This is a genomic window from Stenotrophomonas sp. BR163 (genome assembly GCF_047520985.2).
GTDB classification, from domain to species: Bacteria; Pseudomonadota; Gammaproteobacteria; order Xanthomonadales; family Xanthomonadaceae; genus Stenotrophomonas; species Stenotrophomonas sepilia.
Map to the genome: position 1 here is coordinate 58,342 of NZ_JAXBRE020000004.1, position 13,312 is coordinate 71,653.

9 protein-coding genes are annotated in these 13,312 nt (G+C 66.6%); 6 read left to right on the forward strand and 3 right to left on the reverse strand.

Features of this window, described 5'->3' with window-relative positions; translation table 11 throughout:
* Window positions 1–186: 186 nt before the first annotated feature.
* The 3 genes from ACM0PY_RS04555 to grxC all read right to left on the reverse strand — a co-directional run bounded on the left by ACM0PY_RS04555 (window position 187) and on the right by grxC (window position 2,146).
* Complete coding sequence (locus tag ACM0PY_RS04555) at window positions 187–1,191, reverse strand: isocitrate dehydrogenase (RefSeq protein ID WP_012479261.1); 1,005 nt, start codon at window positions 1,189–1,191, stop codon at window positions 187–189.
* Window positions 1,192–1,466: 275 nt separating this feature from the next.
* On the reverse strand, window positions 1,467–1,859 hold the full coding sequence (locus tag ACM0PY_RS04560) for a carboxymuconolactone decarboxylase family protein (protein WP_004154542.1): 393 nt from the start codon (window positions 1,857–1,859) through the stop codon (window positions 1,467–1,469).
* Complete coding sequence (gene grxC, locus ACM0PY_RS04565; protein WP_004154541.1) at window positions 1,856–2,146, reverse strand: glutaredoxin 3; 291 nt, start codon at window positions 2,144–2,146, stop codon at window positions 1,856–1,858. The genes ACM0PY_RS04560 and grxC overlap by 4 nt, the downstream gene beginning before the upstream one ends.
* A 142-nt stretch (window positions 2,147–2,288) precedes the next feature.
* On the opposite strand from grxC, the gene ACM0PY_RS04570 reads away from it, so the two are divergent.
* From ACM0PY_RS04570 to ACM0PY_RS04595, 6 genes are all read left to right on the forward strand, one after another.
* Window positions 2,289–3,935: a M48 family metalloprotease gene (locus tag ACM0PY_RS04570; RefSeq protein ID WP_456116003.1), complete on the forward strand. Its 1,647-nt coding sequence runs from the start codon at window positions 2,289–2,291 to the stop codon at window positions 3,933–3,935.
* Window positions 3,936–4,051: 116 nt separating this feature from the next.
* Window positions 4,052–4,741: a phosphate regulon transcriptional regulator PhoB gene (gene phoB / locus ACM0PY_RS04575; RefSeq protein ID WP_005408258.1), complete on the forward strand. Its 690-nt coding sequence runs from the start codon at window positions 4,052–4,054 to the stop codon at window positions 4,739–4,741.
* Between the two features lie 106 nt (window positions 4,742–4,847).
* Window positions 4,848–6,179: a phosphate regulon sensor histidine kinase PhoR gene (gene phoR, locus ACM0PY_RS04580; protein ID WP_180885815.1), complete on the forward strand. Its 1,332-nt coding sequence runs from the start codon at window positions 4,848–4,850 to the stop codon at window positions 6,177–6,179.
* Window positions 6,180–6,183: 4 nt separating this feature from the next.
* Window positions 6,184–8,271, forward strand: coding sequence for a polyphosphate kinase 1 (ppk1, locus tag ACM0PY_RS04585; RefSeq protein ID WP_134971969.1), 2,088 nt, complete (start codon window positions 6,184–6,186; stop codon window positions 8,269–8,271).
* A gap of 169 nt (window positions 8,272–8,440) precedes the next feature.
* Window positions 8,441–9,967 carry an exopolyphosphatase gene (gene ppx, locus ACM0PY_RS04590; protein WP_005415458.1) on the forward strand — a complete coding sequence of 509 codons (1,527 nt, stop codon included), beginning with the start codon at window positions 8,441–8,443 and terminating at the stop codon, window positions 9,965–9,967.
* Between the two features lie 317 nt (window positions 9,968–10,284).
* On the forward strand, window positions 10,285–13,209 hold the full coding sequence (locus tag ACM0PY_RS04595; protein ID WP_053500125.1) for a TonB-dependent receptor domain-containing protein: 2,925 nt from the start codon (window positions 10,285–10,287) through the stop codon (window positions 13,207–13,209).
* The last annotated feature ends 103 nt before the right edge of the window (window positions 13,210–13,312 follow it).

Consider the following 13,312-nt stretch of genomic DNA (forward strand, 5'->3'; position numbering starts at 1 on the left):
CGCCCAGCGGCACATGATCTGTGCGATATACGCACAGAAAATCCCCTGTAGAGCCACCCCATGGGTGGCTGCGGACCGTAGGGGCCCCGTCATCCACGCATGGCGTGGATCTACCGAGCCAGCCCACAACGCAACGGGGCACCCGAAGGCGCCCCGCTGTGGATCCGACCGAGGTCGGCCGGCCGCTTACAGGCGGCTGGCAATGGCCTTGGCAAAGCTCATGGTGGTGCCGGTGCCACCCAGGTCGCCGGTCAGCGAATCCTTGGCTTCCATGGTCGCCACGATGGCCTTGCGCAGGCGCTCGGCGTTTTCCGGCTGGCCGATGTGGTCCAGCATCTGCGCGGCCGCCAGCAGCAGCGCGCACGGATTGGCCTTGCCCTGGCCGGCGATGTCCGGCGCGGTGCCGTGCACGGCTTCGAAGATCGCCGCATCCTTGCCGATGTTGGCGCCCGGAGCCAGGCCCAGGCCGCCGACCAGGCCGGCGCACAGGTCGGAGATGATGTCGCCGAACAGGTTCGTGGTGACGATCACATCGAACTGTTCCGGGCGCATCACCAGCTGCATGCAGCAGTTGTCGACGATCATTTCCTGGAACTCGATGTCCGGGTACTGCGCGGCGACTTCACGGGCGACATTCAGGAACAGGCCCGAGGTCGACTTGATGATGTTGGCCTTGTGCACGGCGGTGACCTTCTTGCGGCCGGTGCTCTTGGCCAGCTCGAAGGCGTAGCGCACGATGCGCTCGGAGCCCTTGCGGGTGATGCGGGTGCCGGAGAAAGCGGTCTCGCCATCGGCCGACACTTCCTGGCCTTCGGCCAGGTAGGCACCTTCGGTGTTCTCACGGACGGTGATCAGGTCGACGTTGTCGAAACGCGACTTGGTGTTCGGGAAGGTGTGGGCCGGACGCACGTTGGCGTACAGGTCGAAATGACGTCGCAGGCTGACGTTGATCGAGGTGAAGCCACCACCGACCGGGGTGGTCAGCGGGCTCTTCAGCGCGACCTTGTTGCGCGCGATCGATTCCAGGGTCACCGCCGGCATCAGGTCGCCGTGCTTTTCCAGGGCCACCAGGCCGGCGTCGGCGTCTTCGTACTCCAGGCCAGTCTTGAGCTGGTCGAGCACGAACAGGGTGGCGTCCATGATTTCCGGGCCAATGCCGTCGCCGCGGATGACCGTAATTTTCTGCGTCATTGATCGATGTTCCGAACAGGGGGAAAAACGCCGTCCGGACGTGCCCGGAAACGCCGGCGCAAAGGAAGTTTCACCGGCAATTATGCCTGAGCCGGGGCCGAGGTCCCAAATAGACCATGGTCCCAGTCCCCGGCTCAGGCAGAATTGCCCGCGCATCCCTCCTCTACCCCCGCCTGTCGGCGCGCCCCTTCAACAAGAAGGGGCTCCTGGGCCTTTGGATCGCGGGACAGGCCCCCCGGCGGCCGGGTCGGGCGGGCGGCGGCCCGCCCCGACCCTCAGTGCTCGTGCGCGGCTGGCGCGGCGGCGCCGCCTTCGAGCTGGTCGAGGAAGTCGACCGCGCGGCGCAGGTGCGGGATCACGATGGAGCCGCCCACCACCAGGCCGACCGAGAAGGTCTCGAAGAACTCCTCACGGGTCACCCCGGCGTCCTTGCACTGGGCCACGTGGTAGCTGATGCAGTCGTCGCAGCGCAGCACCATCGAGGCCACCAGGCCCAGCAGCTCCTTGGTCTTCACATCCAGCGCGCCGGCCTGGTAGGTCTGCGTATCCAGCGCGAAGAAGCGGCGCACCACCTGGTTCGGTTCGCCCAGGATGCGCTCGTTCATGCGCTTGCGGAACTCGGTGAACTCGGCGATGCGGTCCTTGCTGCCGTCGTCGGCCGCGCTCATGCCTGGCCCTGCCCGGCCAGCAGCGGCTCGAGCTTGCCTTCACGGTGCAGGGCCATCATGTCGTCGTAGCCGCCGACATGGACGTCGCCGACGAAGATCTGCGGCACGCTGGTGCGGCGGGTCAGCGCCATCATCTTCTCGCGCTCGGCCGGGTCCAGGTCGATGCGGACCTCGGTCCACTGCTGGCCCTTGCTCTTCAGGAAGTTCTTGGCGGCCACGCAGTACGGGCAGACGGCAGTGGAATAGATGGTGATGGCGGGGGCACCGCCGGCGGTCTGGGCTGTCACGGGAAACTCCACGATGGATCGACGGTCTACATATGGTACCGGTGCGCTGGAATTTCCACGCCACGGCCGCAACACTGTGGATTAACGAATGGTTGCCCCCCGCCCTGCCACGCTTGGCGCGCCCCGCCCGAGGACCTTCTGCTTGCGAGCCCTGCTGCTGACTACCGCCGTCACCCTGGCCCTGGCCATGCCGCTGGCCCAGGCCCAGGAGAAGCTGCCCGACATCGGCTCTTCGGCCGGCGAGCTGCTGACCCCGGCCCGCCAGGCCGAGTACGGCGCGATGATGCTGCGCGAGCTGCGCAACTACGGCTACCTGCTGGAAGATCCGCTGGTCAACGACTGGCTGCAGACCATGGGTACCCGGCTCGGCTCCAACAGTGACCAGCCGCGGCAGCCGTACGCCTTCTTCGTGATGAACGACCGCCAGATCAACGCGTTCGCCACGCTGGGCGGCTACATCGGGGTCAATGCCGGACTGGTGCTGACCGCCGAGCGCGAGGACGAGGTTGCTGCGGTGCTGTCCCACGAAATCGCCCACGTCACCCAGCAGCACGTGCTGCGCGGTGTCGAGCGCGCCCAGCGCGACCAGATCCCGATCCTGCTGGGCATGCTGGCGGCGGTAGTGGCCGCCCAGGCCAGCAACAGCACGTCGTCCGGCAACGCGACGATGGCGGCGATCAGCTCGGGCATGGGCCTGATGCAGCAGCGGCAGATCAACTACACCCGCTCCAACGAGTCCGAGGCCGACCGCCTCGGCATCCGCACCCTGTCGCGCAGCGGCTACGACGTGGATGCCATGGCCGGCTTCTTCGAGCGGATGTCGGCAGCCATGCGCGGCAACGAAGGCGGCTACAGCGTGCCCGAGTTCCTGCGCACCCACCCGGTCAACATCACCCGCATCAGCGAGGCCAAGTCCCGCGCCCAGCAGATGAAGAAGGATACGGTGCTGCTCACCACCAGCACGCCCACCGGCGAGCGCAAGGAGCGGGTGGACCCGGCCGATCCCAGCCTGGGCGAGCCGCTGCTGCGCGGCAACAACCCGCTGCTGCCCGGCAGTGTGCTGCGCCTGCCGATCGGCCAGCTCAACCGTGGCGCCAGCGGTGACTTCGAGTGGGCGCGTGAGCGCCTGCGCGTGCTCAGCGCGGACTCCACCCCCGAGCTGGAGCGCGAGTACGCCGACCTGGCCAAGCGGCAGAAGGACGGCCTCAACGATGCGCAGCGCTACGGCCAGGCGCTGGCGGTGATGCGCGGTGGCCGTGCCGGTGCCGGCCAGGCCCGGCAGACCCTGGCCGGCCTGCTGCAGGCCCACCCCGGCAACCTGTGGCTGGCGCTGGGCCTGGGCGAGGCGGAGTCGCGCGCAGGCCAGACGGCCCAGGCCAACAGCCGCTTCGAGCAATTGTTGCGCGAACACCCCAACAGCCGCCCGGTGGCACTGACCTATGCCGGGATCCTGAACGAACAAGGCAGCCGCGAAGCCGGCCAGCGTGCACAGGCGATGCTGCGCCCCCTGCTGTCGCAAAGCGGTAACGATCCGGTCTTCCAGCAGCGTTTCGCCCGCGCCAGTGAGTTGGCTGGCGACAGCGTGCGCGCCAGCGAGGCCTATGCCGAGGCCGCCTTCCTCAGCGGGCGGCCAGAACAGGCGCTGATGCAGCTGCAGGCGCTCAAGCGCAACCCGGCGCTGGATTACATCGGCCGCGCGCGGGTTGACGCGCGCATCGAATCGATCACCCCGACGGTGCTGGAACTGCGCCGGCAGGGCGTGCAGGACCCGGATCTGGACCGTCGCTGAGCACCGCATGACCGGCCGATGGCAATCCAGGCCGGTTCCGGCCGGGTAGTCACAAACATGTCATCAAACCGTAGTCTACTGGCACCACTCCAGTAACCGAGCCCTACGGTGTCCTCGTGCAGAAACGCATCCTGATCGTCGATGACGAGCCCGCGATCCGTGAAATGGTCGCCTTCGCCCTTCGCAAGGGCGATTACGAACCGGTCCACGCCGGCGATGCCCGGGAGGCCCAGACCGCGATCGCCGATCGCGTTCCCGACCTGATCCTGCTGGACTGGATGCTGCCCGGCACCAGCGGCCTGGACCTGGCCCGTCGCTGGCGCAAGGAGACGCTGACCCGCGAAGTGCCGATCATCATGCTGACCGCCCGCGGCGAGGAGAACGATCGCGTCGGTGGCCTCGAGGCCGGTGTCGATGACTATGTGGTCAAGCCGTTCTCGGCACGCGAACTGCTGGCCCGCATCCGCGCGGTCATGCGCCGCGCCCGCGAAGATGACGAGGACGGCAGCGTAGCCGTCGGCCCGATCCGTATCGACGGCGCCGCCCATCGCGTGTTCGCCAACGACCAGCCGGTGCCGATCGGCCCGACCGAATACCGCCTGCTGCATTTCTTCATGACCCACCCGGAGCGCGTCTACACCCGCGCGCAGCTGCTGGACCATGTGTGGGGCGGCAGCGTTTACGTGGAGGAGCGCACCATCGACGTGCATATCCGCCGCCTGCGCAAGACGCTGGAGCCGTTCAACGCCGAGAACATGGTGCAGACCGTGCGCGGCGCCGGATACCGCTTCTCCACCGCCACCTGAGTCTCGTCGTGCCGGCGCCAAGCACCTGCGGGTGCCGGCGCCGGCAACTCTGCTATAACCCTCGGTTCACCCCAGTGAACCGCCGCACCTCAACGACGAGATCGCAATGCCCCGCCACATCCGCTCTGCCTGGTTGAAGACCCTGGCCACCGTTGCCGCGGTGCTGCTGTTCGCCGGACTGGTGGGGTGGCTCTCGGGGCATCTGTGGCTGTGCATCGCACTGGGCGCGCTGGCCACCCTGGCTTGGCATTACTGGCGCCTGCGCAGCGTTCTGCGCCGGCTGACCGCTCGCCAGCGCTGGGACACCGCCGAAGAAGGCACCGGTGTCTGGAACGAACTGGACCGCCTGCTGTACCGCAACCAGGTGGAAATGCGCGTGCGCAAGCGCCGCCTGCTGGACATGCTGCGCAGCTACCGCGCCGCCGCCGCCGCGCTGCCCGATGCTGTCGTCGTGCTGGATCGCAACAGCCAGCGCGTGCAGTGGTTCAACGAAGCGGCTACCGCCCTGCTCGGCCTGCACCATCCCGGCGACCTTGGCGAGGCCCTGGTCGAGCGCCTGCAGCCGATGCCGCTGGCGCACTGGCTGGCCGGTGGCCGCAATGCCGAGCCCATCCTGGACGTACCCTCGCCGGTGGATCCGGCGATCCGCCTGAACCTGCGCCTGATTCCCTATTCGTCGGACTACTGGCTGCTGATCGCGCGTGACGTCAGCAAACTGCTGCGCCTGGAGCAGGTGCGGCGGGATTTCGTCGCCAACGTTTCACACGAGCTGCGCACGCCGCTCACCGTGGTCCACGGCTACCTGGACATGATGGACCCGGAGGATTTCCCGGGAACCGGACCGATGCTGGAAGAAATGCGCAAGCAGAGCCAGCGCATGGCCCAGCTGGTGGAAGACCTGCTGACCCTGTCGCGCCTCGAATCGCAGGAACACAGCGAGGACGAGGCCGTAGCCATGCAGCCGATGCTGGCCACCCTGCGCCGCGAAGCCGAAGCGCACAGCCAGGGCCGCCACCAGATCAGCATCGACGACCTGGCCGGCGTTGACCTTCAGGGCTCGACCAAGGAGCTGCACAGCGCCTTCTCCAACCTGGTCACCAATGCGGTGCGCTATACGCCGGCCGGTGGCCGCATCGCGGTGGAGTTCCGCCGCGAAGGCGACGGTGCGGTGCTGGCGGTGCGCGACTCCGGCTACGGCATCCCGGCCACCCACCTGCCGCGCCTGACCGAACGCTTCTACCGTGTTTCCAGCAGCCGCTCCCGCGAAAGCGGTGGTACCGGCCTGGGCCTGTCCATCGTCAAGCACATCCTCGGCCTGCACCACGCGCGGCTGGAGATTGAAAGCGAAGTCGGCAAGGGCTCGGTGTTCTCCTGCCATTTCGATGCCGACCACGTGCGCCCGCGCGAGTCCGCCCCCCTGACCTCCATCGAAGAATGACGCCATGAGCAGCCTCGGATCCCTCCCCCTCCCCGTGAGCCCGGACAACGATCCGTTGCGCGACCCGGCGCTGTACATCAATCGCGAACTGTCACAGCTGGATTTCAACTTCCGCGTGCTGGCCCAGGCGATGGACCCGCAGGTGCCGCTGCTGGAACGCCTGCGCTTCATGTGCATTTCCTGCACCAACCTCGACGAGTTCTTCGAGATCCGCGCCGCCGCCGTGCGCCACGCGCAGGAGTACGGCCTGCCACCCGCACCGGACGGGATGAGCCCGCAGGCCATCCTGAGCGCCATCCATGACCGCGCCGCCGAACTGGTGGACCAGCAGTACCGCTGCTGGAACGAGACGCTGCGGCCGGCGCTGATGGAGGCCGGCATCGGCGTGCTCGGCCGCCACTCCTGGACCGACCGCCAGAAGCGCTGGCTGCGCGCCTACTTCCGCAACGAGATCATGCCGGTGCTGTCGCCACTGGGCCTGGACCCGGTGCACCCGTTCCCGAAGATCCTCAACAAGTCGCTGAACATCGTGGTGGTGCTCAAGGGCACCGATGCGTTCGGCCGCGCCGGCCACCTGGCCATCGTGCGCGCGCCGCGCTCGCTGCCGCGCATCATCCAGCTGCCGGAAAAGCTCGGCGGGCCCCAGAACTTCGTGTTCCTCTCGTCGGTGCTGTCGACCTTCGTCGATGAGCTGTTCCCGGGCATGGAAGTCCAGGGCGCCTACCAGTTCCGCGTCACCCGCAATTCCGAGCTGGTGGTGGACGAGGAGGAAGTGGAGAACCTGGCGCTGGCACTGCGCGACGAACTGGTCGACCGCGGCTACCGGCCAGCGGTGCGGCTTGAGATCGCGCACGACATGCCGCGCGAGATCGTGCGGACCCTGCTGCAGAATTTCGGCCTGACCGAGAACGCGGTGTACCGCATCGATGGCCCGGTCAACCTCAACCGCATCATCCAGCTGTACGACCTGATCGCGCAACCGGACCTGAAATACCCGCCGATGACCCCGCGCACGCTGCGCGACAGTGACGGCATCTTCGAGACGGTGGCGCGCCAGGACCTGCTGCTGCACCATCCGTTCGACGCCTTCACCGCAGTGCTGGACCTGATCCGGCAGGCGGCAATCGATCCGAACGTGCTGGCGATCAAGCAGACCCTGTACCGCACCGGCAAGGACTCACTGATCGTCGATGCGCTGATCCAGGCCGCGCGCAACGGCAAGGACGTGACCGTGGTGGTCGAACTGCGCGCCCGCTTCGACGAAGAAGCCAACCTCGGCCTGGCCGATCGCCTGCAGGAAGCCGGCGTGCAGGTGGTGTACGGCGTGGTCGGCTACAAGACCCACGCCAAGATGCTGCTGATCGTGCGCCGCGAGGGCCGCAAGCTGCGCCGCTACGTGCACCTGGGTACCGGCAACTACCACAGCGGCACCGCCCGCGCGTATACCGACATCAGCCTGATCACCGCCGATGCGGACATCGGCAATGACGTGCACCTGCTGTTCCAGCAGCTGTCCGGGCTGGCGTCGAAGATGAAGCTCAAGCGCCTGCTGCAGTCGCCCTTCACCCTGCACACCGGCATCCTCGGCCGCATCGAGCGCGAGACGCGCATCGCCGCCGCCGGCCGCCCGGCGCGGATCATCGCCAAGATGAACGCACTGAACGAACCGCAGGTGGTGCGCGCGCTGTACGCCGCGTCGCAGGCCGGCGTGCAGATCGACCTGATCATCCGCGGCGCCTGCACGCTGCGACCGGGCGTGCCGGGTATCTCGGACAACATCCGCGTGCGCTCGATCGTCGGCCGCTTCCTGGAACACAGCCGCGTCTACTGGTTCGGCAACGACGGCGCACCGGAAATGTACTGCGCCAGCGCGGACTGGCTGGAACGCAACCTGCTGCGCCGGGTCGAGACCTGCTTCCCGATCCTCGATCCGGAACTGGCCAAGCGGGTCTACCGCGAAGTCCTGCAGAACTACCTTGACGACAACCTCAACGCCTGGGAGCTGGATGCCGACGGCATCTACCACAAGCGTGCCCCGGCCCACGACGAAGCGCCGCATTCGGCACAGATGGCGTTGATGCAGGGGCTCTGACCCTGCCCCGGTAGATCCCGACCGCTGGTCGGGATTCGATCGCCACGGGGTCAGATCCCTTTCCTGCGGGAAAGGGATCTGACCCCTTGCAGTCCTGCGGCACGCCCTCTTCCAAAATGTGAAGGCCGCGCGGTGACGAGCACACCGCCCCTTCGGCTAACATTCGTCCATGCCGCACACCACCACGACTCCGCCCGCATTGCAGGATGGCGACCTGCTGGCCGCCATCGACCTTGGCTCCAACAGTTTCCATATGGTCATCGCGCGCTATACGCTCGGCCAGCTGCGGGTGATCGACCGCCTGCGCGAGACGGTGCGCATGGCCGATGGCCTGGATGGCAAGGGTGGTCTCTCTTCCGCTGCACGCCAACGTGCACTGGAATGCCTGGCCCGCTTCGGCCAGCGCATCCGCAATGTGCCGCCGCACCGCGTGCGCGCGCTGGCCACCAACACCGTGCGCCAGCTGCGCTCGCCGCAGTCGTTCCTGGTACCGGCCGAAACCGCACTGGGGCATGCCATCGAAGTGGTCAGCGGGCGCGAAGAAGCGCGCCTGATCTACCTGGGCGTGGCCCACGCGCAACCGCCCAAGCCCGGGCAGCGCCGGCTGGTGATCGACATCGGCGGTGGCTCCACCGAGTTCATCATCGGCATGGGCATGCAGACCCTGGAGCGCGAAAGCCTGCAGGCCGGCTGCATCGCCAGCACCCGGCGCTTTTTCCCCGGCGGCAAGCTGAGCAAGAAGCGCTGGAAGGACGCGCTGGCCGAGATTGGCCGCGAGTTCCAGCCTTTCGCCAGCAAGTACCGCGCGCTGGGCTGGCAGGAAGCGTTGGGCTCTTCGGGCACGCACAAGGCGATCAGCGAGATCTGCGCGACGATGAAGCTGAGCAAGGGCGCCATCACCGCCGAGGCCCTGCCGCAGCTGCGCGATGAACTGCTGAAGGCCAAGAAGATCGACGACATCCAGCTGCCGGGCCTGTCCAGCGACCGCCGCCCGATCATCGCCGGCGGCATCCTGGTGCTGGAAGCGGCCTTCCAGGCGCTGGGCCTGCAGAAGCTGCTGGTCAGCAAGGCGGCGATGCGCGAAGGCATCCTGTATGACATCGTCGGCCGCGCCGGCGAAAACGACCTGCGTGACGAATCGGTGGCTGCGCTCAGCCAGCGCTACGGCATCGATACCGTCCAGGCCGAGCGCGTGCAGGACACCGCGCTGTCCCTGCTGGAACAGGTGCAGGAGCGCTGGAGGCTCGATGCCGACGATGCGCGCATGCTGGGCTGGGCCGCGCGCCTGCACGAGCTGGGCCTGATGATCGCGCACAGCGGCTACCACGTGCATGGCAGCTATGTGCTGGAACACTCGGATATCGCCGGCTTCTCGCGCCAGGAGCAGCAGATGCTGGCGGCTCTGGTGCGCAGCCACCGCCGCAGCGTGACCAAGACCGCCTTCGACGCCCTGCCCGAGCGACTGCTGCTGACCGCACGCCGGCTGGCGGCCCTGCTGCGGCTGGCGGTGCTGCTAAACCGCGCCCACGAAGACGATCCGCTGCCGGCACTGGAATTGACCGCCGACGACAACCGGCTGTCGCTGATCGTGCCGCAGGCCTTCATCGATGCCCGCCCGCTGCTGCGCGCGGACCTGATCGGCGAGACCGATGGCATCGCCGGGCTGGGCATCCAGTTCCGTCCGTTCGTGGCCTGAATACGCTGTCCGCTGTTGTCCACAGGACAACTGGGGTGACGCATTTCCCACTCCCACTTTGCGCAGTCTGGCGGTTTTTTGTGCTGCTCCGCAACACAACGGCGTGCTGTGGGCAATCGCTGCCATCACGTAAGCACCTGCTTTTGTTCACGTTTTGTGAAGATTGGCGCGGCCGCGTGACACAAATTGATACGAACTCTTTACAGAGCATTAACTAACGAGACTACTATCGGGTCACCGGCTCGGTCATCGACCCTGCTGGCTCCTTCGACGCCCCCTTTGGCGTCCTGTGCACGACCTGAGAGAGAGAGCTCGCCATGACTTCACGCACCACCGCACTGGGGCAGGCCATCCGCTACGCCCTGGCTACCACTGCAGCGCTGGCGGCGCTGCCCGCGTTTGCCCAGGAAGGCAGCAACGCCAACCCGACCAACCTCGACCGCATCGAGATCACCGGCTCGCGCATCCGCCAGGTGGACGTGGAAACCGCACAGCCGGTGTTCGCGATCAGCCGCAACGACATCGAAAAGCAAGGGTTCAGCTCGGTTGCCGACATCCTGCAGAACGTCACCGCGATGGGCAGCCCGACCATCAGCCGCGCCAATGCGCTGACCGCGGGCGAGAACGCGGGCGGCACCTACATCGACATGCGCAACCTGGGCACCCAGCGCACCCTGGTGCTGGTCAACGGCAAGCGCCTGGGCATCAGCACGTCCGGCTACCAGGACATCTCCACGCTGCCGGTGTCCGCCGTGGAACGCATCGAGGTGCTGAAGGACGGCGCCTCTGCGATCTATGGCTCCGACGCCATGGCCGGTGTGGTGAACATCATCACCCGTTCCAATGTCACCGGTGTGACTGCCAACGTCTACCACGGCCAGTACAGCCAGGGCGACGGTGCACGCGACCGCTTCGACGTGGTCGCCGGCTGGAGCAATGAGCGCGTGTCGTTGACCCTGTCGGCCGAGCACGCCGAAGAGAAGGGCGTGTGGGCGCGCGATCGCGGCTTCAGCAAGTACGGCATGACCGATCGCCATCCGTACGACAGCAGCAACTGGACCACGATCAGCCAGTACGGCCAGTTCACGGGTCTGCGCGGCCCGGGCTGTACCGCCACTGCGGGCTGCGGCTATTCCCTCAACCGCGGCGCGGATCCCACCAACCCGGCCAATTACCACCTCACCGATAGCACGCCTTTCACCGGTGACGTGAGCAACGCCAACGACCAGATGCATGTGATGTATCCGGTCAAGCGCGACTCGGTCTATTTCGACGGCCGCTTCAAGATCACCGACAACGTCAACTTCCGCACCGAGCTGGGCTACAACAAGCGTGAGTCCACCCGCCAGATCGCGGGCTATCCGCTGCAGTCGAGCACCGCCGGTGTCGGCTCGATGTCGATCAACAGCTACTTCAACCCGTTCGGCCGCCAGCACGGTTACGCCAACCCGACCGCCGTGGCCTGGAACCGCCGCACCTGGGAAGTGCCGCGCGTGACCACCAGCGAGCTGAAGACCTACCGCGCGGTGGCGTCGTTCGACGGTTCGTTCGAGATCGGCAGCCGCTACTTCGACTGGGAAGTGGGCTACCAGTACAACCGCAATGAGCTGGAATCGGTGGCCACCGGCAACCTGCACAAGGGTCGCGTCGCCGGCGGCGTCGGCCCGTCGTTCTACAACGCCGCCACCGGCAAGGTGCAGTGCGGTACCGCAGCTGCACCGATCTCCTATGACGTGTGCAAGCCGTGGAACCCGTTGGTTCCGTATGGCACGACGGCTGCCGATGGCCTGTACGGCAACGAAGAACTGCAGGCGTGGCTGTTCCCGGAAGAGATCACCAAGGGCCGCACCACCTCCAAGAACTTCTTTGCCAACATCGCTGGCAGCATCGTGACCCTGCCGGCTGGCGATCTCGGCTTCGCCTTCGGCGTGGAAAGCCGCAAGGAAGAAGGCAAGTACACCCCGGATGCCCTGGCCCAGACCGGCGCTACCACCAACCTGGCCGCAGGCCCGACCGGCGGTGACTACACCGTCAACGAGGCCTACCTGGAAGTGAACGTTCCGGTGCTGGCCGACCTGCCGGGCGCGAAGGAACTGACCTTCAATGGCGCAACCCGCTTCTCGGACTACAACACCTTCGGCAACACGCTCAACAGCAAGTTCGGCTTCAAGTGGAAGCCGATCGACTCGCTGATGGTGCGTGGCACCTGGGCCGAGGGCTTCCGTGCACCGACCATCAGCGACCTGTTCGGTGGTGGTTCGGAGACCTTCGCGCAGTTCAGCGATCCGTGCGACACCCGTTTCGGTTCCTCGGCCTCCAGCGCCGAAGTCCGTGCACGTTGCGCACGCGACATCGCCAATGCGAATACCTTCCGCCAGCTGCGCCAGGGCGGCACCCCGGTGAACACGTCGACGGACGCGACCCCGGTGCCGTTCACCTCCGGGTCCAACCCGCTGCTGACGCCGGAAACCTCGACCAGCAAGACCCTGGGCCTGGTCTGGAGCCCGAGCTTCATCCAGGGCTTCAACGCCTCGCTGGACTGGTGGAAGATCCGCATCGACAACACGATCATCGCCGACACGCCGACCCAGATCCTGCAGGACTGCTACGAGTCGGGCATCGAAGCGCGCTGCTCGCGCTTCCAGCGTGACCCGGTGACCGGCATCGTGACCAACCTGAAGTTCGGCAACCGCAACGCGGGCTTCATGGAAACCGAAGGCTACGACCTGGACGTGAGCTACCGTCTGGACACCCGGTTCGGCAAGTTCAACGTGAACTCGGCCACCACCTACGTGTCCAGTGCGACCTACCGCACCTCCAACGACAACTCGATCGTTCCGATCGTCACCAACGGCATCGGCAGCGCCTTCCGCGTCCGTTCCAACCTGGTGCTGGGCTACGAGCGGGGCAACTTCGGCGCGAGCTGGACCGCGCGTTACTACTCGGGCGTGAAGGAAACCTGCTCGAACATCGCGCTGTACCCGGACGAATGCTCGGATCCGGGTGTGTATGCACCGTGGTACAAGGGCGCCCGCAACTACAACGAGCGTGGTGCGGTCACCTTCCACGACGTGCAGGTGCGTTACTCGCTGCCGTGGGATGCCACCGTGTCGGTCGGTGCCAACAACGTGTTCGAAAAGACCGGCCCGATCATGTACAGCAAGCCGAACTCGGCCTTCTCGTACTACGGTGGCTACGACATCGGCCGCTTCGTCTACATGAAGTACCAGCAGCGCTTCTGATCCATCGCGCTGTGACATGAAGCACCAGGACCACGGCCCTTCGGGGCCGTGGTTTTTTGTTGGCCGCAGCGCCCCTGCGATGGCCGTCGCCCCCGTCATCTGA